Annotated in this window: 22 protein-coding genes; 4 read left to right on the top strand and 18 right to left on the bottom strand. The window is 69.9% G+C overall.

Annotated elements, in window-relative coordinates:
* Window positions 1–53: 53 nt before the first annotated feature.
* The 3 genes from H9633_RS11135 to pheS form a co-directional block, all read right to left on the bottom strand.
* A complete protein-coding gene (locus H9633_RS11135; protein ID WP_191713219.1) occupies window positions 54–1,028 on the bottom strand; it encodes an NAD-dependent epimerase/dehydratase family protein in 975 nt (324 codons plus the stop codon).
* A 99-nt stretch (window positions 1,029–1,127) separates the two neighbouring features.
* Window positions 1,128–3,650: a phenylalanine--tRNA ligase subunit beta gene (gene pheT, locus H9633_RS11130; protein WP_191713218.1), complete on the bottom strand. Its 2,523-nt coding sequence runs from the start codon at window positions 3,648–3,650 to the stop codon at window positions 1,128–1,130.
* Entirely contained in the window at window positions 3,650–4,699 is a 1,050-nt protein-coding gene (gene pheS / locus H9633_RS11125; RefSeq protein ID WP_191713217.1) for a phenylalanine--tRNA ligase subunit alpha, read from the bottom strand. Before pheS ends, pheT begins: the two co-directional genes overlap by 1 nt.
* 123 nt (window positions 4,700–4,822) lie before the next feature.
* Here pheS and H9633_RS11120 point away from each other — a divergent pair, with 123 nt between their 5' ends.
* Window positions 4,823–6,328: a gluconokinase gene (locus tag H9633_RS11120; protein WP_191713216.1), complete on the top strand. Its 1,506-nt coding sequence runs from the start codon at window positions 4,823–4,825 to the stop codon at window positions 6,326–6,328.
* A gap of 27 nt (window positions 6,329–6,355) precedes the next feature.
* Here H9633_RS11120 and H9633_RS11115 read toward each other — a convergent pair whose 3' ends face one another.
* The 8 genes from H9633_RS11115 to infC form a co-directional block, all read right to left on the bottom strand.
* Window positions 6,356–7,291: an amino acid ABC transporter permease gene (locus H9633_RS11115; protein ID WP_071643625.1), complete on the bottom strand. Its 936-nt coding sequence runs from the start codon at window positions 7,289–7,291 to the stop codon at window positions 6,356–6,358.
* On the bottom strand, window positions 7,288–7,944 hold the full coding sequence (locus tag H9633_RS11110; RefSeq protein WP_071643624.1) for an amino acid ABC transporter permease: 657 nt from the start codon (window positions 7,942–7,944) through the stop codon (window positions 7,288–7,290). The genes H9633_RS11115 and H9633_RS11110 overlap by 4 nt, the downstream gene beginning before the upstream one ends.
* A 62-nt stretch (window positions 7,945–8,006) precedes the next feature.
* Window positions 8,007–8,912: a glutamate ABC transporter substrate-binding protein gene (locus H9633_RS11105; RefSeq protein WP_071643623.1), complete on the bottom strand. Its 906-nt coding sequence runs from the start codon at window positions 8,910–8,912 to the stop codon at window positions 8,007–8,009.
* Window positions 8,913–8,952: 40 nt separating this feature from the next.
* Entirely contained in the window at window positions 8,953–9,702 is a 750-nt protein-coding gene (locus H9633_RS11100) for an amino acid ABC transporter ATP-binding protein (RefSeq protein WP_071643622.1), read from the bottom strand.
* Window positions 9,703–9,811: 109 nt separating this feature from the next.
* Window positions 9,812–10,618: a TrmH family RNA methyltransferase gene (locus H9633_RS11095; protein ID WP_071643621.1), complete on the bottom strand. Its 807-nt coding sequence runs from the start codon at window positions 10,616–10,618 to the stop codon at window positions 9,812–9,814.
* 76 nt (window positions 10,619–10,694) lie between these two features.
* Entirely contained in the window at window positions 10,695–11,081 is a 387-nt protein-coding gene (gene rplT / locus H9633_RS11090; RefSeq protein WP_071643620.1) for a 50S ribosomal protein L20, read from the bottom strand.
* A gap of 31 nt (window positions 11,082–11,112) precedes the next feature.
* Window positions 11,113–11,307, bottom strand: coding sequence for a 50S ribosomal protein L35 (gene rpmI, locus H9633_RS11085; RefSeq protein ID WP_071643619.1), 195 nt, complete (start codon window positions 11,305–11,307; stop codon window positions 11,113–11,115).
* A 74-nt stretch (window positions 11,308–11,381) separates the two neighbouring features.
* Complete coding sequence (gene infC / locus H9633_RS11080; RefSeq protein ID WP_071643618.1) at window positions 11,382–12,005, bottom strand: translation initiation factor IF-3; 624 nt, start codon at window positions 12,003–12,005, stop codon at window positions 11,382–11,384.
* A 250-nt stretch (window positions 12,006–12,255) separates the two neighbouring features.
* On the opposite strand from infC, the gene H9633_RS11075 reads away from it, so the two are divergent.
* On the top strand, window positions 12,256–12,636 hold the full coding sequence (locus tag H9633_RS11075; RefSeq protein ID WP_396654507.1) for a DUF1844 domain-containing protein: 381 nt from the start codon (window positions 12,256–12,258) through the stop codon (window positions 12,634–12,636).
* A gap of 9 nt (window positions 12,637–12,645) precedes the next feature.
* Here the strand turns inward: H9633_RS11075 and H9633_RS11070 are convergent, their stop codons facing one another.
* Both H9633_RS11070 and priA read right to left on the bottom strand, forming a co-directional pair.
* Window positions 12,646–13,443, bottom strand: a complete 798-nt coding sequence (locus tag H9633_RS11070) for an SseB family protein (RefSeq protein ID WP_191713214.1) — start codon at window positions 13,441–13,443, stop codon at window positions 12,646–12,648.
* On the bottom strand, window positions 13,427–14,173 hold the full coding sequence (gene priA / locus H9633_RS11065; RefSeq protein WP_071643615.1) for a bifunctional 1-(5-phosphoribosyl)-5-((5-phosphoribosylamino)methylideneamino)imidazole-4-carboxamide isomerase/phosphoribosylanthranilate isomerase PriA: 747 nt from the start codon (window positions 14,171–14,173) through the stop codon (window positions 13,427–13,429). Before priA ends, H9633_RS11070 begins: the two co-directional genes overlap by 17 nt.
* A 197-nt stretch (window positions 14,174–14,370) precedes the next feature.
* Between priA and H9633_RS11060 the strand changes: the two genes are divergently transcribed.
* A complete protein-coding gene (locus H9633_RS11060; RefSeq protein ID WP_191713213.1) occupies window positions 14,371–15,543 on the top strand; it encodes a MinD/ParA family ATP-binding protein in 1,173 nt (390 codons plus the stop codon).
* Between the two features lie 60 nt (window positions 15,544–15,603).
* Here H9633_RS11060 and hisH read toward each other — a convergent pair whose 3' ends face one another.
* The 4 genes from hisH to H9633_RS11040 are packed head-to-tail and all read right to left on the bottom strand — an operon-like array spanning window position 15,604 to window position 18,361.
* Entirely contained in the window at window positions 15,604–16,236 is a 633-nt protein-coding gene (hisH, locus tag H9633_RS11055) for an imidazole glycerol phosphate synthase subunit HisH (RefSeq protein ID WP_071643614.1), read from the bottom strand.
* Complete coding sequence (gene hisB / locus H9633_RS11050; RefSeq protein ID WP_071643613.1) at window positions 16,233–16,835, bottom strand: imidazoleglycerol-phosphate dehydratase HisB; 603 nt, start codon at window positions 16,833–16,835, stop codon at window positions 16,233–16,235. Before hisB ends, hisH begins: the two co-directional genes overlap by 4 nt.
* Complete coding sequence (locus H9633_RS11045) at window positions 16,832–17,923, bottom strand: histidinol-phosphate transaminase (RefSeq protein WP_191713212.1); 1,092 nt, start codon at window positions 17,921–17,923, stop codon at window positions 16,832–16,834. Before H9633_RS11045 ends, hisB begins: the two co-directional genes overlap by 4 nt.
* Window positions 17,924–17,968: 45 nt before the next feature.
* Complete coding sequence (locus H9633_RS11040; RefSeq protein ID WP_191713211.1) at window positions 17,969–18,361, bottom strand: LysM peptidoglycan-binding domain-containing protein; 393 nt, start codon at window positions 18,359–18,361, stop codon at window positions 17,969–17,971.
* A gap of 305 nt (window positions 18,362–18,666) precedes the next feature.
* Between H9633_RS11040 and lexA the strand changes: the two genes are divergently transcribed.
* Window positions 18,667–19,353, top strand: a complete 687-nt coding sequence (gene lexA, locus H9633_RS11035) for a transcriptional repressor LexA (RefSeq protein ID WP_071643610.1) — start codon at window positions 18,667–18,669, stop codon at window positions 19,351–19,353.
* Between the two features lie 70 nt (window positions 19,354–19,423).
* Here the strand turns inward: lexA and metE are convergent.
* Window positions 19,424–21,015, bottom strand: a 1,592-nt coding sequence (gene metE, locus H9633_RS11030) for a 5-methyltetrahydropteroyltriglutamate--homocysteine S-methyltransferase (protein WP_225211416.1), incomplete at its 5' end; no start/stop codon positions are given.

The raw sequence follows: 21,015 nt of genomic DNA, 5'->3' as shown, positions 1-21,015 counted from the left end.
CGACCGGGGCGGCCGGAATGACGCTCCGTGTCAGGGCGACGTGTCAGGGCGACTCACCTGGGCGACGTCAGCTGGGCGAGGAGAGCGAGCTCGTCCGCGCGACTCAGGCCCGCGCGGCGCGCACGGTCCAGACCCCTGGTGCGCTCGTCGTCGAGAACCGCGCGGATCGTCTCGTCGAGCGGGCGGCGCACCCCTCCGGCCGCCCGGTAGGCGGAACTGTCACGGCGCATGAAGCCGGGCATGTCGGCGGGCAGCCAGAGAGGAAGCGACCTCTCCCCCATCCAGTACTGCACGCCGTGCCCCTCCAGCCACTCGTCGCTCGCCTCCCGCAGCTCCCCGGTGTGTCCCGCCGCGGCACGGATGCGGCTGAGCAGCTCGGCGAGCGGATGCACGTCTCCGATGGCGTTCATGACCCCTCGCCCGAGCTCACCGGCGACGACGTCGGCCAGGTCGTCGACGTCGATCACCTGCACGGAGCGGTCGGCCGATTCGGGCACCAGCACGGGCTCGCTCCCCGCCCGGGCGAAGGCCGCCGGCCAGTACCCGAAGCGGTCGCTCGGGTCGCCCGCGCCGACGATGAGTCCAGGGCGCACGATCAGCGCGTTCTCGACCAGCGCCGTCACGGCGTCTTCCGCAGCGACCTTCTGCGCACCATAGTCGTACGCGTCGCCGCGCTGGGCTGGCGCGTGACGCAGACCCGACTCGTCGAGCCCGTCCGTCACGTCGTCCACGTACACCGACAGGGACGACACGTACGTCCAGTGATCGGCGCGGTCGCCGAGCGCGGCGAGCGCCGCGGTGACGTGATCGGCGCGCGAGGAGACGTCGACCACCTCGATCCAGTGCTGCTCGGCGAGCGGGTCGTAGACACCGCGGTCGTCCCGATCGCCGCGGCACAGCACGGTGCCGTCCGGCGCGGGGCGCTCGCCCCGCGCCAGACAGGTCACCTCCGCACCGGCATCCCGCCACCGCTGTGCGATCCGCCCCGAGAGCCATCCTGTTCCGCCGAGCACGAGCACCTGATCCATCCGGCCATGACAGCACCGGTGCACGAAGAGGGGAAGGGATTCCGCTCAGAGCAGACGACGACGCCCCCGGAGCCGGTCGGCTCCGGGGGCGTCGTGCGGTCAGTCGCGGATGGTCGCGCCGAAGCGCTCAGCGGCGACGGCCACGCCGGCGAGCTTCGCCTCGGTCGCCTCGGCCGCGGTGAGGGTGCGATCGGATGCCCGGAAGCGCAGGGCGAAGCTCAGGCTCTTCTGTCCCTCCCCGAGGCCCTCGCCGCGGTAGTCGTCGACGAGCCGGGCCGACTCGAGCAGATCGCCTGCGCCCTCCACGAGCGCCGTGCGCACCTCTGACGCCGGCACCTCGACGCCGACGACCAGCGAGACGTCCTGCGTCGCGGCGGGGAACGTCGACAGCGACTCGGCCACGACCCGGTGCCCGGCGAGCGTCAGCACGCGATCGAGGTCGAGCTCGAGCACGTACGCGCGACCGGGGAGATCGGCATCCGCCGAGACCTGCGGGTGCAGCTCGCCGACGTACCCGACCTGCTCGCCCGCCACGCTCAATGCCCCCGCGCGACCCGGATGCAGTGCCGCGCGCTGTGTCTGCTCGACGTCGATCTCCACACCCGCGGCGACCGCGATGACGCGGACCGCATCGAGCGCATCGGAGAGATCGACGTGCTCGGCCGCACGCCCCGGCTGCCGAGGGGTGATGTTGCCCGTCAGCAGCGCCGAGACGAGGCGCGGCTGCGGCGGGATCGACGCGTTGAGCTCGGCGAGCGTCTCGTCGGACGGGCGCTGGCCCAGCGGCGGGACGACGTCGGTGCCGTACGCGACGCCGTCTTCCGGCGCGAACACCGAGCCGACCTCGAACAGCGCCAGGTCGACCAGCCCGCGCGAGATGTTGCGGTGCGCGGTCTGCAGGAGGCCGGGCACGAGCGAGCGGCGCAGGAACGGCGCCTGACCGTCGAGAGCGTTGGCCAGACGGATGCTGGGCAGGTGCGCGCCGCTCGCCGAGCCGTGCAGATCGTTGTGCTGCTCGGTGGTGAACGGGAACGACGGAGTCTCGACGAAGCCCGCCGCGGCGAGCGCATCCGCCACGCGCGTGCGCCCGATCTGCAGCGCGGTGTATCCGCGCCCGGACGGCGGGGTCGGCAGGATCGAGGGGATGCGGTCGAGCCCGTGGATCCGCGCGACCTCCTCGACCAGGGTCCACTTGTCGGTCAGGTCGCGTCGCCAGCTCGGCGGGATGACGAACCACCCCTGTGCCGGGGCTCCCGAGCCTGTCGCAGGGGTCACCTCGGCGCCGATCATCTCGAGCGCGGTGACGATCTCCTCATCCGTGTAGTCGACCCCCACGACACCCTGCGTGAAGCCGCGGGGCAGGTCGATGCCCGCGATCTCGACCTCGGCGTAGAGGGCGCCGCCCTCATCGGTCAGCGTTCCGCCGGCGAGCTCGACCATCAGATCGGCCACGCGGCGAGCGGCGACGAACGGGATCAGCGGGTCGACTCCGCGCTCGAAGCGCTTGGATGCCTCGCTGGGGAGCTTGTGGCGCCGGGCGGTGCGGGCGATCGTGACGGGGTCGAAGGTCGCCGCCTCGATGAGCACGTTGCGGGTCTCATCGCTCATCTCGGTCGTCCCGCCGCCCATGACACCGGCGAGACCGATGGGTCCGGAGCCGTCCGTGATCAGCAGATCCTCGACGTGCAGGGCGCGGTCCTGGCCGTCGAGCGTGGTCATCCGCTCGCCCTCGACCGCGCGACGCACGACGATGCCGCCCTGCAGTCTGTCGAGGTCGTACCCGTGGATCGGGTTGCCGAGCTCGAGCATCACGTAGTTGGTGATGTCGATCAGCACGCCGAGCGAGCGCATTCCGGCCAGGCTCAGCCGAGCGATCATCCAGGGCGGGGTGGGGCGCGACGGATCGACGTCCCGCACGACGCGCACGACGAACTCGCTCGCGCCCACCGCACCGCGGATGGGCGAGGAGTCGTCGACGCGGATGTCGAAGCCGGATCCTGGCTGCAGGTCCGAGAAGTCCCGCTCGGCGGGGTCGCGGAACTCTCCGCCGGTGGCGTGCGCGTACTCGCGCGCGAGTCCCCGCAGCGAGAACGCGTATCCCCGGTCGGGGGTGACGTTCACGTCGACGGCGAAGTCGTCGAGGTGCAGCAGGGCGATGGCATCCGAGCCGACCTCCGGGTCGAGCCCGAGGGTGGCGAGCACGATGATGCCGTCGTGCTCGTCACCGAGACCCAGCTCGCGCGCCGAGGCGATCATGCCGTCGGAGACGTGGCCGTAGGTCTTGCGGGCCGAGATCGGGAACGGTCCTGGCAGGACGGCCCCCGGCAGGCTCACCACGACCTTGTCGCCGACCACGAAGTTGTGGGCGCCGCACACGATACCTCGCACGCCGCCGTTCTCGACGCCGACATCGACCTGGCACCAGTTGATCGTCTTGCCGTTCTTCTGCGGCTCGGGCTCGATCGACAGCACCCGGCCCACGACCACGGGGCCGGAGATCTCGAAGCGGTGGACGTCCTCCTCTTCGAAACCGACGGACACGAACGACGCCAGCACGTCCTCGGCCGTGGCATCCGGTGCCACATCGACGTACTCGCGCAGCCATGAGATCGGAACGCGCATCACACCACCATCCCGAACTGCTCGCTGAAGCGCACATCGCCCTCTGCCATGTCGCGCATGTCCTTCACATCGCTGCGGAACATCAGGGCGCGCTCGACGCCGATGCCGAAGGCGAATCCGCTGTACACCTCGGGGTCGATGCCCGCCGCGCGCAGCACGTTCGGGTTGACCATGCCGCAGCCGCCCCACTCGATCCAGCGTGCGCCGCCGGCGAAGGTCGGGTGCCACAGGTCGAACTCGGCTGAGGGCTCGGTGAACGGGAAGTAGTTGGTGCGCAGACGCGTCTTCGCCTCAGCCCCGAACAGCTGCCGGGCGAGGTGATCGAGGGTGCCCTTCAGGTGCGCCATCGTGATGCCCTTGTCGACGACGAGACCCTCGACCTGGGTGAACACCGGCAGGTGGGTGGCGTCGAACTCGTCGGTGCGGTACACGCGTCCCGGGCAGAGCACGTAGATCGGCAGCTCGCGGTCGAGCATGGAGCGCACCTGCACGGGGCTGGTGTGCGTGCGCATCACGAGGTGACGCGAGGTCGGATCGACGTAGAAGGTGTCCTGCTCCTGGCGGGCGGGGTGATCCTCGTCGAAGTTGAGCGCGTCGAAGTTGAACCACTCGTGCTCGAGCTCAGGCCCCTCCGCGACCTCCCACCCCATGCCGACGAAGATGTCGCTGATCTGCTCCTGCATGAGCGGCAGCGGGTGTCGAGCGCCGACGCGGGAGCGCGACGCGACGGCGGTGATGTCGACGCGCTCGGCCTCGAGTCGCGCGGCCGTCTCGGCCTCGGCGAGCTCGGTCTCCTTGGCCGCGAGCGCCTGGGTCACGCGACCCCTGCCCTGACCGATCAGCTTGCCGAACGCGGCCTTGTGCTCCGGGGCGACCTGACGCATCGCCGCATTCAGCGCGGCCAGCGGGGAGCCCTCGGCGACGTGCGCAGCACGTGCCGCCTTCAGCTGCGCCGTGTCGGCTGCGGCGCCGATCGCGGCGAGCGCGGCGTCGACGGCGACCTCCACCGCCTCTGGGGTGATCTGGGGTGTTTCGGGCGAGTCTGACACGAGAGAAGAGTCTACCGGCGCCCCGCATGCCGACCCGCCCGCCGCCGGACCGCCCGCCGCCGGACCGAGCGCTCGCCGATAGGATCGCCATCGACCGGGACCGACGAGCGCGACGGGATGACGATGACCGCGAACGACCTGCCCACCACCGAGGCCATCGCCCTGGTGTCCGCGCCCGCACCGTATGTGCTGGCCATCGACATCGGCTCCGGCTCCACCCGCTGCAGCCTGTACGACGCCTATGCCCGTCCGATCAGGAAGCGCATCGCGAAAGCGGATCACCGATTCGTGGAGGAGGCGGACGGCACCGCCGAGATCGACGCCGATCTGATCGTCGCCGAGGTCGCCGACGTGATCGGGCAGGTGGTCGAAGGCGTCGAGCCCGGACTCATCCGCGCCGTGGTGATGGACACGTTCGCCTCCTCGCTGGTGTGCGTGGATGCCGACGGCGCCGCCCTCACGCCGTGCTACACCTACGCGGATTCACGGTCGGCACGACACCTGGCCGAGCTGCGCACGTGCCTGGACGAGACCGAGGTGCACCAGCGCGTCGGCGCGCGTCTGCACACCAGCTATCACCCGCCACGCCTGCTCTGGCTGCAGGACGAGCAGCCCGACGTCTTCGCACGCACCGCGAAGTTCCTCTCGCTCGGCGAGTACGTGTACGCGAAGCTGGCCGGGGTCGAGGGCGCGGCGACCTCGACGATGGCGTGGGCGGGCATCCTGAACCGGCACACCTGCGAGCTCGACGACGAGCTGCTCGCGGCGGTCGGCGTCGATCGGTCTCGCTTCGCGCCGATCGTCGACCCTGACGAGCCGATCACCGCCGTCTCTCCTGATGTCGCACGCCGCTGGCCGGCGCTCGAGGGAGCCGCATGGTTCCCTGCCGTTCCCGACGGCTACGCGTCGAACGTCGGGGTGGGGGCATCTGCGCCGGAGGTCGCCGCGATGTCCGCGGCCACCTCGGGCGCGATCCGCGTGATCGTCGACCGAACCCCCGACGTGCTGCCCTCCGGCCTGTGGGCGTATCGCATCTCGCGCACCCAGTCGATCATCGGCGGGGCGCTGAACGACGTCGGACGCGTGACGCTATGGCTGCAGGCGACCCTCGCTCCACTCTCGTACGACGAGGTCGACATGCTGCTGCGCGCCGCGCCCGCCGAGGGCACGCCCCTCATGCTGCCCTTCCTCACCGGAGAGCGCGCCACCGGATGGGCGGGCAGCGCTCGGGCCGCCCTGACCGGGGTCTCATCGGCCTCGGGCCCGCGCGAGCTGTGGCGCGGGGCGGTCGAGGGCATCGCCATCTCGTACCAGCGGGTGTTCGAGCAGCTGCGCGAGGTGAGTCCGGGGATCGAGCGTGTGATCGGATCGGGCGGTGTGGCCGGCGCCTTCCCCGCGATGATGTCCGTGATCGCGCAGGCGCTCGGATTCCCCGTCCAGGTGGTGAACGTCAAGCGCGTCACGATGCGCGGCGCCGCGGCGATCGCCCTGTCGGTGCTGCAGCCGGAGCATCCGCTCGCGATCATCCCGCAGACCGATCGCACCGAACCGGATGCCGGGCAGCGGGCCTACTACGACGACCTGCGACGCCGATTCGATGAGGCGTACGCGGCGATCATCGCCGGCTGAGCCTGCCCGGATCGGGCGGGCCGCCGGTCAGATCTGAGCAGGCGGCGCGCCCGTTCCGGCGTCGAACTTGCCTGCCCCGCGCTGCATCGCGATGACCTCGGTCACCGTCGACTCGCCGTGGATGCGGGGGTCGCCACCGGCATCCGGGGTGTAGCCCTTCGTCTTCGGCGAGTGGCGGGTGCGCACCTCGACCCACTTCGCCACGCCGGCGAGAAGCAGGCAGAGCAGGATGTAGATGCCGCCGATGACGAACGCGGACTGCAAGATGGGCCGGCCCTGCTGCGAGCTGAGCAGCTTCGCGTAGTACAGCAGCTCGGGGTAGGTGATGATGAAGCCGAGAGCGGTGTCCTTGAGCGTGACCACCAGCTGCGCGACGATCACCGGCAGCATGGCCCGAACCGCCTGCGGCAGCAGGATGAGGCGCATCACGCCGCTCTTGCGCAGACCGATCGCGTAACCGGCCTCTTTCTGGCCCTTGGGCAGCGACTCGATGCCGGCACGCAGCGCCTCGGCGAGCACCGAGCCGTTGTACACCATGAGACCGATGACGACCGCCCAGTACGGGTCCATGTCGACGCCGATGACCGGAAGGCCGTAGTACAGCAGCATCATGAACACCAGCACCGGCACGGCGCGGAACAGCTCGATGACCACGCCGACCGGAATGCGCACCCAGGCGTGGTCGGAGAGGCGGCCGATGGCGAGCACGAAGCCGAGGACGACGCTGAGCACGGCGGCGAGCGCGAAGGCGCCGAGGGTCTTCCCGAGGGCGCCCAGGATGCCGTTCCAGACGTTGGCGAAGGTGAAGACGTACCACTTCTGCGGCTCGAACTGTCCGGTCGCGTACATCCGGTACAGGACGAAGCCGATCGCAGCCAGCACGACGACGATGGTGATCACGGCGAGGATGCGGTTGCGCGCGATCGCCCGGGGACCGGGGACGTCGTAGAGCACTGAGGTCATCGTGCGATCCTCCACTTGTTCTCGAGATGCCGCTGCACCGCGCTCATCGCGAGCACGAGCACGACGAACACGACGGCGACCCAGAGCAGGACCTCCATCGGGTTGCCGGGGCGTCCGGGCGCATCGTTGATGGTGGCGCGCAGGGCCGCGAGCTCGGCGATCGAGAACCCGGCGGCGACGGTGGTGTTCTTGAGCAGGGCGATGAAGACGCTCATCATGGGCGGGACCACGGAGCGGAACGCCTGCGGCAGCACGATCAGCGTCATGACCTGCCCGAACGGCAGGCCGATCGCGCGGGCGGCCTCGGCCTGGCCGACCGGCACGGTGTTGATGCCGGCTCGCAGCACCTCCGCCACGTAGGTGGCGGTGTAGATGCCGATGGCGAGGATGCCGAGCACGGTGTTCGACAGGTCTGGCAGCCCGAGCTGCGGATAGCCGAACACGAAGAAGAAGAAGACCAGCGTGAGCGGGGTGTTGCGGATGATGTTCACGTACGCGGTGCCCACACCGCGGGCGATCGGCACCGGCGAGACGCGCATCGCGCCGACGATGATGCCGAGCACGAGGGCGATCAGCCCGCCGACGAAGAACACCAGCAGCGTGTTGGCGATCGCCCCACCCCAGAGGTCGAGGTTTCCGAAGATGACGTCCACGCCGTCTTCCCTTCTCAGGATGTGTTCGGGGCGGCCCGGTTACGGGCCGCCCCGCAGGGTGGTCAGTACGCGTCGACCTCAGGCTGCTCGACCTTGATCCCCGAGTCGCCGAGGTTCTTGTCGAAGATGGCCTGCCAGATGTCGTTGTTCTCGGTGAACAGGTCGTTGATGTGCGCACGCAGCGCGTCATCGCCCTTGGTGAGGCCGACGCCGTAGCGCTCCTCGGTGAACAGTCCACCGGTGACCTTGACCTCGTCCGGGTACTGGGCGGCGTAGCCGATCAGGATGGCCTGGTCGGTGGTGACGGCGTCGACCTTGCCGTCGATCAGGTCCTGCACGCATGCGGAGTACAGGTCGTACTCCTGCGTCTTGATCTCGGGGAAGTTGGCCTTGATGTTCTGGATCGGCGTGGATCCGGTGGCCGAGCAGACGGTCTTGCCGTTGAAGTCCTCGAGCTTGTCCGCCTCCGGTGCGTCCTTCGCGACGAGCAGACCCTGTCCGGTGATGAAGTACGGGCCGGCGAAGTCGATCTGCTCCTTGCGCTTGTCGTTGATCGAGTAGGTGCCGACGTAGTAGTCGATGTCGCCGTTGACGATGGCCTGCTCGCGGTTCGCGGAGGCGATCGGCTTGAACTCGATCTTGTCCTCGCCGTAGCCGAGCGAGGCGGCGATCCACCGGGCGATGTCGACGTCGAAGCCGGTGCGCTCACCGGTCGTCGCGTCGAGGTAGCCGAGCCCGGGCTGGTCCTCCTTGACGCCGATGGTGACCTTGTCGGCCTTCTCGATCTTGTCGAAGGTGGGGCTGCCGTCGAGCGTGACGTCCTTCGCGACCTCGAACAGCGGCGTGTCGCCGCCGTCGCCGGCGTCGCCGCCGCCCGGGTTGCTGGGGCTGCCGCTGTTGCAGCCGGTGAGGGCCAGCAGCGCCGCCGTGGCGATTCCGATCCCTGCGAGAGCTCGTGTGCGTCGCATGTGCGTCTCCTTCTGTGCTGTGGTGCGTTTCGGTGCGGGGTCAGTGGGTGAGGAGCTTGGACAGGAAGTCCTTCGCGCGCGTGCTCTTCGGGTTGGTGAAGAACTCCTCCGGTGCCGCCTCTTCGACGATCTGGCCGTCGGCCATGAAGACGACGCGGTTGGCCGCCTTGCGCGCGAAGCCCATCTCGTGGGTCACGACGATCATCGTCATGCCCTCTTTCGCGAGCCCGACCATCACGTCGAGCACCTCGTTGATCATCTCCGGATCGAGCGCGCTGGTCGGCTCGTCGAAGAGCATCACCTTCGGGTGCATCGCGAGAGCGCGCGCGATCGCGACGCGCTGCTGCTGACCGCCGGAGAGCTGGGCAGGGAGCTTGGATGCCTGCTGCGCGACGCCCACGCGCTCGAGCAGCGCCATGGCCTCCTTCTCGGCCTCGGCCTTGCTCTTGCCGAGCACCTTGATCGGCCCGAGGGTGACGTTCTCGAGGATGGTGAGATGCGCGAAGAGGTTGAAGGACTGGAAGACCATGCCGACCTCGGCGCGCAGCTTCGCGAGGCCCTTGCCCTCGGCGGGAAGCGTCTTGCCGTCGATGCGGATCTCGCCGCTCGTGATCGTCTCGAGTCGGTTGATCGTGCGGCACAGCGTCGACTTGCCCGAGCCGGACGGACCGATGACGACGACCACCTCGCCCCGGTCGACCTTCAGATCGATGTCCTTCAGGGCATGGAAATCGCCGTAGTGCTTCTGGACGTTCTCGACCACCACGAGGGCGTCATTGCGCTCTGCCATGGGTTACAGACTAGGCCAGAGGCCGCGTCCGTCGCGGAGACCCCACGCGGGTTTACCGATTCGTGATGGGTCTCGGCTGACCCGCACGGGCCAGATCGCCGGCGCGAGCTCAGTCGGCCGCGCGCTGCGCGAACGCCGACTCGTAGAGGCAGACGCTCGCGGCCGTGGCCAGGTTCAGCGATTCCGCGCGGCCGAAGATCGGCAGACGCAGCGCCCGATCCGCCTGAGCGAGGGCATCGTCATCCAGCCCGCGCGCCTCGTTGCCGAACAGCCAGGCGGTGGGCTGCGCGAGCACGCCGTCGGCGCGCGCGGCGAGCAGGTCGTCGCCCTTCACGTCCGCGGCCACGACGTTCATGCCCGCGGCGTGGGCGCGGCGGATCACGTCGTCGAGGTCTCCCCCCACGGAGACGGGGAGGTGGAAGAGAGAACCGGTCGTCGAGCGCACCACCTTCGGGTTGTACGGGTCGACGGTGCGCCCGGTGAGCACCACGGCATCCGCGCCTGCCGCGTCCGCCGCGCGGATGATGGTGCCGAGGTTGCCGGGGTCGCGGACCTCCTCGCAGATCGCGATGAGTTTCGGCTCGGCGGCGAAGATGTCCTTCACGGACGTCGGGGTCTGGCGTGTGACCGCGATCAGACCCTGCGGGGTCACCGTGTCGGCCATGGCGGCGAGCACCGCCTCGGTGACGTACTCGACCTCGACGTCGCGCTCATCGGCGAGAGCGCGCACGTCGGCATGCTTCTCCCACGCGGTGGGAGTCGCGAACAGCTCGACGATCGCGTCCGGCAGGTACTGCAGCGCTTCGCGCACCGACTGCGGGCCCTCGAGCAGGAAGAGTCCCGTCTCGACCCTGGCGCTGCGCTTGGTCAGCTTGGCGACGGCACGGACGCGGGGAGAGCGAGGGTTCTCGAGCACCCGGCCAGTCTACCGGGGTGCGGAGACGCGAAACGGGCGCCTCCCCGGAGGGAGACGCCCGTGCAGACCACTCGGATCAGGCAGCGGCCTTCGGCGCGTTGACGTCCGAGGGCAGAGCGTTCTTCGCGACCTCGACGAGTGCCGTGAAGGTGCCGGCGTCGGTCACGGCCAGGTCGGCCAGCATGCGGCGGTCGACCTGCACACCCGCGAGGCCGAGGCCCTGGATGAAGCGGTTGTAGGTGATGCCGTTCTGACGGGCAGCGGCGTTGATGCGCTGGATCCACAGACGACGGAAGTCGCCCTTGCGCTTGCGGCGGTCGCGGTACGCGTAGACGAGCGAGTGGGTGACCTGCTCCTTCGCCTTGCGGTACAGGCGCGAACGCTGGCCACGGTAACCGGACGCGCGCTCGAGGATGACGCGACGCTTCTTCTGCGCGTTGACTGCGCGCTTGACTCTTGCCATTTTCGTATTCCTATTCGTACGGGCGTCGCGGTCAGCGACCGAGAAGCTTCTTCGCGACCTTGGTGTCTGCCTTGGACAGGACCTGGTCCTGGTTCAGACGACGGGTGCGCCGGCTCGACTTGACCTCGAGGTTGTGGCGCATGCCGGCCTGCTGCTTCTTCAGCTTTCCGCTGCCGGTGATCTTGAAGCGCTTCTTCGCACCCGAGTGGGTCTTCTGCTTCGGCATCTTCTCTTCCTTCGTGTGGCGCCCTGGCGGGCGACGGTGGGTACCCGCTCGGAAGCGGGAGCTGTGGGGGCGGGCTACGCCTCGGACTCGTCGGTCGCCTCGGAGTCCGTGCCCGGGCCGTTCTTCGCGTCGCGCGCGGCCTGCTTGTTCGCGGTGCGGACGGCGTTCTGCTCTGCCTTCGCCTCGGACTTGTTCTTCAGCGGGGCGACGACCATGACCATGTTGCGCCCGTCGATGGTGGGGTTCGACTCGACGGTGCCCAGCTCGGCGACGTCCTCGGCGAACTTGCGCAGCAGACGCACGCCCTGCTCGGGACGCGACTGCTCGCGGCCGCGGAACAGGATCATCGCCTTGACCTTGTCACCGGCCTTGAGGAAGCCCTCGGCGCGCTTGAGCTTGGTCGTGTAGTCGTGAGCCTCGATCTTCAGGCGGAAGCGGACCTCTTTGAGGATGGTGTTCGCCTGGTTGCGGCGCGCTTCCTTGGCCTTCTGCGCGGCCTCGTACTTGAACTTGCCGTAGTCCATGATCTTGACCACGGGCGGCTTGGAGTTGGGGGCCACCTCGACGAGGTCGAGGTCCGCCTCCTGGGCCAGACGCAGTGCTGCCTCGATGCGGACAACGCCGATCTGCTCACCCGCGGGACCGACGAGGCGGACCTCGGGGACGCGGATGCGCTCATTGGTACGGGGATCGCTGATGCGGAGCTCCTAAGACGTGGGTTCTCGGCCACCGGGATGCAGGTCGCATCTCGGGCGAAATCGGAGTTCTCCCCACCCGCCGGTGCAGTCAGACACACCGGCTTGTGACACCCTTTCCACCGGAACCGGCGGGGTGCTGAACCCGGTAGCCTGGAACGGCAAGCGCGGGTGGGATCAGAATCCTCTTTCGTATCGGAGCATGACACTCCGAAGCCCGCAGAAGTCTACCAGAAAGCACCCCGAAGTGACGATTCCCGCTGAGCACCACGATGACCGCCACGATCGCTGGGAGCAGCAGGAGCACGCCGCGAGCGCCGCGACGCGCGACATCGCGGACGTTCCCGCCGTCGAGGTGATCACGACGACCGCCGTGCACCTGATGAGCGCCGCGGCCGTGAAGGTGGGCCTGGCGGACTCCCCCGAGGAGCAGACCGACCTCGACGAGGCGCGCAAGCTCATCAACGCCCTCGCCGGCCTCATCACCGCCGGAGCGCCCGAGATCAGCGACATGCATGCCCGGTCGCTGCGCGACGGACTGCGCTCGCTTCAGCTGGCCTTCCGCGAGGCGTCCGTGATCCCCGACCCGATCGGCAAGGGACCCGGCGAGAAGTGGACCGGCCCCGTCAACTGAGCTTCTCGCTCAGCCCGCGGAGCGCGTCAGCTTCACCGTGAGCGAGTCGACCAGCACGGCCATCCGGTCATCGGCCGCCCAGCGCTGCGCGAGCCGCGCGAGCACGGCGTCCAGCGTCTCGCGCTCCAGGCCGTCGACGAGCTCGAGGGTGACGACGAGTTCCGCGCCGCGCATCCGGGCATCCGGATCCCCCGCCGCGACCGACACGTCGATGACCGCCAGCTCGTGAGCGATGCTCTCCCGCAGAGCGGTGAACACCTCCGGCGACAGGTGGCTCGGCTCCCAGCGCTGCCCCTGGGCGATCGCCCAGACCGCCGGGCGACGGATGACGAACTCGGTCTCGGATGCCGGGTCGAGAATGATGAGGTCCGTCTGCTCGCTCGACGCCGACAGCGCCACGCGGATCGCCTCCACGGGGATCGGCCGGGCTGCGGCGTCCCAGCGTCGCATCGTGTCGACCGACGAGAACACCGGCTGCACACGACGCCCGTCGGGGGCGGCGACCGTGACGATCGAGAGCTCCTGCGTCTTGTCGACCGTCAGTCCGGTCGGCCCCACGCCCTCATCGCCCTTCTCGGCGATGAGGGGAACGAGCACGCGCGCATCGCGGAAGGCGTCGACCACCTCGACCTGCGAGCCCGAGCCGCCGCGGAAGCGCAGCAGGGCGGCGAGCAGGGCGGGGTCGGCGGAGCCGTCGTCGGAGGCGTGCGGGTTCGCCTGGAAGCTCCGCCCCTCCCACGGGACGCCGGCCGAGTCGCCCGGGTTCCCGCGCCCGTGGTCGCAGGCGTCGTCAGTCGCCGGCGACATCCAGCGCCTCGGCGAGGGTGAACTTCCCGGCGTAGAGCGCCTTGCCCACGATCGCGCCCTCGACGCCCAGGGGCACGAGCTGACGCAGCGCCGCGATGTCGTCGAGCGTCGCGACACCGCCGGACGCGATCACCGGCTTCGGGGTGCGCGAGGTGATCTCGCGGAGCAGGTCGAGGTTCGGACCGCGCAGGGTGCCGTCCTTCGTGACATCGGTGACGACGTAGCGGCTGCAGCCGGCCTCTTCGAGGCGCTCGAGCACATCCCAGATGTCACCGCCCTCCTTCGTCCAGCCGCGCGCGGCGAGCGTCGTGCCGCGCACGTCGAGCCCGACCGCGATCGCCTCGCCGTATCGGCTGATGACGTCGGCCGACCACTCCGGGTTCTCCAGGGCGGCCGTGCCGAGGTTGATGCGGGTCGCACCGGCCTCGAGCGCGGCGTCGAGGCTCGCGTCGTCGCGGATGCCGCCGGAGAGCTCGATGCTCACGCCGCGGTACTGCTTGATGACCTTGCGCAGGATCGCAGTGTTGCTGCCGCGGCCGAACGCCGCATCGAGGTCGACGAGGTGGATCCACTGAGCACCGGCGTCGACGAACTCGCCGGCCGCGTCGACGGGGTCGCCGTAGCTCGTCTCGGTGCCGGCCTCGCCCTGCGTCAGGCGCACCGCCTTGCCGCCGGCCACATCGACCGCGGGCAGCAGGATCAGCGAGGGGGACTGTGCGAAGTCGTTCATGTCGTCCTTCGAAGGGGGTGGGTGCGGCCCGAGCGGGCACGAGAGATCAGAGTAGCCGGGCAGGGGGGTCGTCTCAAATGACGTGACGTCCGGCGCCTCGGTGAAGTGGGGTTCTCGCAGGCCCCGGCGGTACGATCGGAGGCGCACCGGCCGGGCAGCCCCGCCTGTGCGCACATCGACACGAAGGGACGCGAGGCATGGCCGACGCGCACAACGACAGCGGCGCAGGTCCGCTGCGCCGGCGGACGAGCGCTGCGCGGCGTTCCGCACCCGAGCCCGAGTCGATGGTGTCCGAGGTCCCGCTGGTCGCGTCCGACGGCCCGGTCGAGGCACCGCGTTATCATCGCGGGTCCGCCGCCGCGTCCGCGCCCGCTCCGGCACCGGAATCCGCGCCCGCAGCGCCGGCACTCCCGACGACCCCGCCCGCATCCCCCGTCTCGCGGCGCGAGCAGCGTGAGCGACCGTCGTTCCTGCAGCAGGAGCGACGCGAGGAGCCCGCCAGGACCGGCGCGCGTGGCATGCTGAACCGGATCGGATTCTCGCTCGCCCCCGGTGCCGCAGAGCGCGCGGTGCGCGAAGATGAGCTGCTCGTCAGTCAGCACTGGCCGGGCCCGCGCACGATCGCCGTGGTGAACGGCAAGGGCGGCGCGGGCAAGACCCCGACCACCGTGCTGCTCTCTGCCGTCTTCGCGCGCTTCGGAGGCGCGGGTGTGCTCGCCTGGGACAACAACCAGACCCGCGGCACCCTGGGCTGGCGCACCGACACCGGCCCGCACGACCGCACGCTGTTCGAGCTGCTCCCCGAGGCCGATCGGCTGCTGGGCGCGGGCGCGCAGTCGGCGGATCTCGCGCATTTCGTGCACCACCAGGCGCGGGAGAAGTACGACGTGCTGCGCTCGAAGCCGATGCGGCTCGCTCAGGAGAACCGGCTGCGCTCCGCAGACATCGACGCGATCCACGCCGTGGCGGCGAAGTACTACCGGCTGATCATCATCGACTCCGGGAACGACGAATCCGACCCGATGTGGCTGCGCATGATCGACCACGCCGACCAGATCGTCGTGGCGACCACGACGCGCGACGACCACGCCGAGGCGGGTGCGCTGCTGCTCGAGGCTCTCGAGGACCGCGACGAGCGATCCGCCCGGCTCGCCCGTCAGTCGGTGGTCGTCGTCACTCAGGCGGACCCCAAGGCGACCCCGGCCGATGTCGACCAGGTCGTCACCGGCTACCGCGACCTGGCACGGGAGGTGGTCGCGATTCCGTTCGATCATGAGATGGTCGACGGCCACCTGCGCCTCGGCGCCCTCGCCCCGGCCTCCCAGACCGCCTGGCTGGCGGCGGGAGCAGCCGTCGCGCGGGGCCTCTGACCACCCGTACCGGGACCACCCGCACGGGTCTCCGTGCGGGGCTCCGGGTCGCGTCGGACGCTAGAGCGACTCGACCCAGTTGCGCAGCAGCCGGATGCCGGCCTGTCCCGACTTCTCGGGGTGGAACTGCGTTGCGGAGAGCGGGCCGTTCTCGACCGCGGCGATGAAGCGCTCCCCGTGGGTCGCCCACGTCACGGCGGGCTGCGGGAACGGCGGGATGACGTCGAGCTCCCACGACGTGGCGGCGTACGAGTGCAGGAAGTAGAAGCGCTCGTGCTCGATGCCGCGGAAGAGCACACTGCCCTCCCCCGGCTCCACGGTGTTCCAGCCCATGTGCGGCAGCACCGGGGCGTGCAGCTCGGCGACCGTGCCCGGCCACTCCCCCAGGCCCTCGGCGGGGTGCCCGCGCTCGACACCGCGTTCGAACATCACCTGCATGCCGACGCAGATGCCGAGCACCGGGCGCCCACCGGCCAGGCGACGGTCGATGATCTCGTCACCGCCGTGTGCGACCAGCGCCTCGCGCACGGCGGCGAAGGCCCCGACGCCGGGCACGAGCAGGCCGTCTGCCTCCAGCGCTCTGTCGCGATCGCGAGTGAGCTCCACCTCGGCGCCCGCGGCGGCCAGCGCCTTGACGGCCGAGTGCACGTTGCCCGACTCGTAGTCGAAGACGACGACGCGGCGCGTGGTCACAGCGCACCCTTGGTCGAGGGGATGCCCTCGACGAGCGGGTCGAGCGCCTTGGCCTGACGGAACGCACGGGCGAATGCCTTGAACTCGGCCTCGGCGATGTGGTGCGGGTCGCGTCCGCCGATCACGCGCACGTGCACGGTGAGCCCGGCGTTGAAGGTGATCGCCTCGAACACGTGGCGCACGAGCGATCCGGTGAAGTGCCCGCCGATGAGGTGGAACTCGAAGCCGGCCGGCTCTCCGTCGTGCACGAGGAACGGGCGGCCGGAGATGTCGACCACGGCCTGGGCGAGAGCCTCGTCGAGAGGCACCATGGCGTCGCCGTAGCGCGAGATGCCCGCCTTGTCGCCCAGTGCCTCGCGAATCGCCTGGCCGAGCACGATCGAGATGTCCTCGACGGTGTGATGCGCGTCGATGTGCGTGTCTCCCGTGGCGCGCACGGTGAGGTCGGTGAGCGAGTGCTTGGCGAAGGCCGTCAGCATGTGGTCGAAGAACGGCACGCTCGTGTCGATGTCGCTGCGACCGGTGCCGTCGAGGTCGACGACGACCTCGACGGTCGACTCGGAGGTGCTGCGGGTGCGGCGGGCGGTGCGTTCGGTCATGCTGACGGTCCAATCGACGCGAGGGCTTCCAGGAATGCGGTGGTCTCGGCCTCGGTGCCTGCGGAGACCCGGAGGTGATGCGGGATGCCGACATCGCGGATGAGCACTCCGCGGTCGTACAGTGCGCGCCACAGGGCCTGGGTGTCGTCCACTCCGCCGAACAGGACGAAGTTCGACCACGAGGCGTGCGGCAGGTACCCGAGGGCCTCGAGCGTGGCCGAGATGCGCTCGCGCTGCTCGACGATCTCATCGACCATGCGCAGCATGGTGGCGGAGTTGCGCAGCGCCGCGACGGCGGCGGCCTGCGTGAGGGCGCTGAGGTGGTACGGCAGGCGCACGAGCCGCAGCGCGTCGATGAACGCCGGATCGGCGGCCAGGTACCCGACCCGAGCTCCGGCGAAGGCGAAGGCCTTGCTCATCGTGCGCGACACCGCGAGACGCGGGCGACCGTGCAGCAGGCTCAGCGCAGAGGGCGCGTCGTGCGGGGCGAACTCCTGATACGCCTCGTCGACGACCACGACACCGCGGGCCGCCTCATAGACGGCCTCGATGACGTCGAGTCCCAGCGGCGTGCCGGTCGGGTTGTTCGGGGTGCACAGCAGGATGACGTCCGGGTCGGCCTCGGCGACCTGTCTGGCGGCATCGTCGGGGTCGATGGTGAAGTCGTCGTGGCGCGTGCCGGCGACCCACCGTGCGCCGGTGCCCTGCGTGATCAGCGGGTACATCGAGTAGGTGGGTGCGAACCCGAACGCCGTGCGGCCGGGGCCGGCGAAGGCCTGCATGATGTGCTGCAGCACCTCGTTCGAGCCGTTGCCCGCCCAGATCTGCTCGGCCGTGAGACCGTGACCGAGGTACTCGGCGAACCCTTCCCGCAGCGCGGTGAACTCGCGGTCCGGGTAGCGGTTGACATCGCGCAGGGCGAGGGCGACGTCGTCGAGGATGTCGCTGGCGACCTCGTCGGGAACCGGATGCGTGTTCTCGTTGACGTTCAGAGCGACGGGAAGCGGCGCCTGCGGGGCGCCGTACGGCGTGAGCCCGCGCAGATCGTCGCGGAGGGGCAGCTCATCGAGGGATGTCACATGCTCCATCGTAGGCCGCGCATCGCACCCACCGCCTCGGATGACGGCGCACTCTCACTCTGCGGGCGCGGTCTCGGAGTAGGCGGTCGGGATCGCGATCGACGCACCGGCCTGGATCATGCCGGAGGGGAGGTTGTTGAGACGCCTGATGTCATCGATGACCTCGCGCGGGTCGGAGCCGGGAGCGGCCTCAGCGGCGATCGACCAGAGGGTGTCACCGGGCAGCACCGTCACCGTCTCGAAAGCGAGGGGTGCACTCTGGCCGGACGCGATGGCGGAGCCGCCGGCCAGCAGAGAGACCGCGATGCCGGCGATGACCGGCGCGGCGGCGAGGGTGGCGAGCAGACGACGACCGCGCACGGTGAGGCGCAGCCGGGTCGGGACAGAACGCCGGGCAGCGGCCGTGTGCGACGCGGTCAGGGGGGCCTGGATGCTGATGGTGCTCATGCGATGCTCCTCTTCACTCTCCTCCACCCATCGGGCGGAAGTGGTGCAGCTTTCGCATCCGGCGTCCGGCCGGGGATGCCGGATGCGAAGCTACGTTCCGAATCTATCTTCGATATCGAACATCTGTCAAGAATTCTTCGAATACAGCGCCCGCGGTTCCGCGACACGCTCGAACAGATCTTCCGTTTTCCGAGCGAACTCGGATACGGTTTCGATGAAGTCAGCCCACCATGGGCCACCGACATTCGAACCGGATCCCCGCGAAGACGCGGATCTGCACCGTGTGAGGGCATGAAGGAGCACCCATGAGCGACAACCCCGAGACCGCAGCCGAGGCTCCCCGCACGCGGCGCCGCAAGAGCCTGAGCCCCAAGCAGATGGCGATCCTCGAGGTGATCCAGAGCTCGATCGCCCGTCACGGCTACCCGCCGAGCATGCGCGAGATCGGCGACGCGGTGGGGCTGAAGTCGCTCTCGAGCGTCACCCACCAGCTCGGGCAGCTCGAGCTGAGCGGCTACCTCCGCCGCGACCCGGGCAAGACCCGCGCCATGGAGGTGCTGATCGATCTGCCCGGCAGCGGAGCCGAGAACCCGGCAGACACCGCGCCGTCTGTCGGCGATGCCGCGCTGGTGCCGCTCGTCGGTCAGATCGCCGCCGGCGTGCCGATCACGGCAGACCAGCAGGTGGAGGAGATCTTCCCGCTGCCGAGGCAGCTCGTCGGCAAGGGCGACCTGTTCATGCTGAAGGTCAACGGAGAGTCGATGATCGATGCGGCGATCTGCGACGGCGACTGGGTGGTCGTGCGCACGCAGAACAACGCCGAGAACGGCGAGATCGTCGCCGCCATGATCGACGGGGAGGCGACGGTGAAGACCTTCCGCCGCCGAGACGGACACACCTGGCTGCTGCCGCGCAACTCGGCTTTCGAGCCCATCCTCGGCGACGAGGCGGTCGTGCTCGGAAAGGTCGTGGCGGTGCTGCGCTCGGTCTGAGCGAGCCCTCGCGAACGAAGAGGCGCCCCTTCCCGGTCGGGAAGAGGCGCCTCTTCGTCGTGGGCGGTGCTCAGACGGTGACCGCGACGTCCTCGCGGACGCGCCTGGTCGCCTCGACGATGTTGCGCAGCGACTCCACCGTCTCCTCGTACGCACGGGTCTTCAGGCCGCAGTCGGGGTTCACCCACAGCTGGCGCAGCGGCAGCTCGTCGACGGCGCGACGCAGCAGCGCCTCGATCTCCTCGACGCTGGGCACACGCGGCGAGTGGATGTCGTAGACGCCGGGGCCGACACCGTGGTCGAAGCCGAATCGCGCGATGTCGGCGACGACCTCCATCCGGCTGCGGGCGGCCTCGATCGAGGTGACGTCGGCGTCGAGGGCGCGGATCGCGTCGATCACGACACCGAACTCCGAGTAGCAGAGGTGCGTGTGGATCTGCGTTCCGGCGGCGGCGCCGCCGGTCGCGAGCCGGAACGAGCGAACCGACCAGTCGAGGTAGTCCGCCTGATCGGCCGCCTTCAGCGGCAGCAGCTCGCGCAGCGCCGGCTCGTCGACCTGGATGATCGCGATTCCGGCGGCCTCGAGGTCGGTGATCTCGTCGCGCAGGGCGAGCGCGACCTGGTTGGCCGTCTCGCCGAGCGGCTGGTCGTCGCGCACGAACGACCAGGCCAGGATCGTCACGGGGCCGGTGAGCATGCCCTTGACCGGTTTCGCGCTCAGCGACTGCGCGTACGACGCCCACGAGACGGTGATCGGCGCAGGGCGCGACACGTCTCCCCAGAGGATCGAGGGCCGGGTGGCGCGCGAGCCGTACGACTGCACCCAGCCGTGCTGGGTGACGGCGAACCCGTCGAGGTGCTCGGCGAAGTACTGCACCATGTCGTTGCGCTCCGGCTCGCCGTGCACGAGCACGTCGAGGCCGAGCTCCTCCTGCAGGGCGACGACCTGGTCGATCTCGCGGCGCAGGAAGTCGTCGTAGTCGTCGGCGGGCAGCTCGCCGCGCAGGAACTGCGCACGAGCCCTGCGGATGTCGCCGGTCTGCGGGAACGAGCCGATCGTCGTCAGCGGCAGCGCCGGCAGGTTCAGCGCCTGCTGCGCGCTCTCGCGCTCGGCATACGAGACGCGCAAGAACTCCGCCTCGGCGACCTCATGGCCGCGCACGGCCCCGTCGCGCACGCCGGGTGCGTCATGCCGGTCGGCGAGGGCCGCGGACGCGGCATCCAGCGCGTCGGTGATGGCATCCCGCCCCTGGGCCAGTCCTTCGGCGAGGGTGACGACCTGGCCGACCTTCTGGTCGGCGAAGGCGAGCCACGAGACGAGACGCGGGTCCAGCGCCGTCTCGTCGTCGACGTCGTGCGGCACGTGCAGCAGCGACGTCGAGGTGGACGCCGAGATGTGGGACGCCCCGAGGTCGCGCAGCGCCTCGAGCTTCGCGAACGCCGCGTCGAGGTCGCCGCGCCAGATGTTGTGTCCGTCGATGACGCCGCCGACGAGGGTCTTGCCCTCGAGCGCGGGGAGCGCTGCGGGCACCTCGCCGCGGACCAGGTCGATGCCGATGGCCTCGACGGGTGCGGTCGCCAGCACGTCGAGCGTCGTGCCGAGAGCGGCGTAGGGCGCGGCCACGAAGATCTGCGGTCGCGCGCCGGCGCCCCCCCGCCCGG

This window comes from Microbacterium commune (genome assembly GCF_014836945.1).
Classification (GTDB): domain Bacteria; phylum Actinomycetota; class Actinomycetes; order Actinomycetales; family Microbacteriaceae; genus Microbacterium; species Microbacterium commune.
This window is presented reverse-complemented; position numbering and strand designations above follow the sequence as displayed.

What these genes read in the sequence shown, in the direction of transcription:
- H9633_RS11135 (WP_191713219.1), bottom strand. Translation starts at nt 1,028, where the DNA reads ATGGATCAGGTGCTCGTGCTCGGCGGAACAGGATGGCTCTCGGGGCGG.
- pheT (WP_191713218.1), bottom strand. Translation starts at nt 3,650, where the DNA reads ATGCGCGTTCCGATCTCATGGCTGCGCGAGTACGTCGATGTGGCACCG.
- H9633_RS11120 (WP_191713216.1), top strand. Translation starts at nt 4,823, where the DNA reads ATGACCGCGAACGACCTGCCCACCACCGAGGCCATCGCCCTGGTGTCC.
- H9633_RS11115 (WP_071643625.1), bottom strand. Translation starts at nt 7,291, where the DNA reads ATGACCTCAGTGCTCTACGACGTCCCCGGTCCCCGGGCGATCGCGCGC.
- H9633_RS11105 (WP_071643623.1), bottom strand. Translation starts at nt 8,912, where the DNA reads ATGCGACGCACACGAGCTCTCGCAGGGATCGGAATCGCCACGGCGGCG.
- H9633_RS11100 (WP_071643622.1), bottom strand. Translation starts at nt 9,702, where the DNA reads ATGGCAGAGCGCAATGACGCCCTCGTGGTGGTCGAGAACGTCCAGAAG.
- rplT (WP_071643620.1), bottom strand. Translation starts at nt 11,081, where the DNA reads ATGGCAAGAGTCAAGCGCGCAGTCAACGCGCAGAAGAAGCGTCGCGTC.
- rpmI (WP_071643619.1), bottom strand. Translation starts at nt 11,307, where the DNA reads ATGCCGAAGCAGAAGACCCACTCGGGTGCGAAGAAGCGCTTCAAGATC.
- H9633_RS11070 (WP_191713214.1), bottom strand. Translation starts at nt 13,443, where the DNA reads ATGTCGCCGGCGACTGACGACGCCTGCGACCACGGGCGCGGGAACCCG.
- priA (WP_071643615.1), bottom strand. Translation starts at nt 14,173, where the DNA reads ATGAACGACTTCGCACAGTCCCCCTCGCTGATCCTGCTGCCCGCGGTC.
- H9633_RS11060 (WP_191713213.1), top strand. Translation starts at nt 14,371, where the DNA reads ATGGCCGACGCGCACAACGACAGCGGCGCAGGTCCGCTGCGCCGGCGG.
- hisB (WP_071643613.1), bottom strand. Translation starts at nt 16,835, where the DNA reads ATGACCGAACGCACCGCCCGCCGCACCCGCAGCACCTCCGAGTCGACC.
- H9633_RS11045 (WP_191713212.1), bottom strand. Translation starts at nt 17,923, where the DNA reads ATGGAGCATGTGACATCCCTCGATGAGCTGCCCCTCCGCGACGATCTG.
- H9633_RS11040 (WP_191713211.1), bottom strand. Translation starts at nt 18,361, where the DNA reads ATGAGCACCATCAGCATCCAGGCCCCCCTGACCGCGTCGCACACGGCC.
- lexA (WP_071643610.1), top strand. Translation starts at nt 18,667, where the DNA reads ATGAGCGACAACCCCGAGACCGCAGCCGAGGCTCCCCGCACGCGGCGC.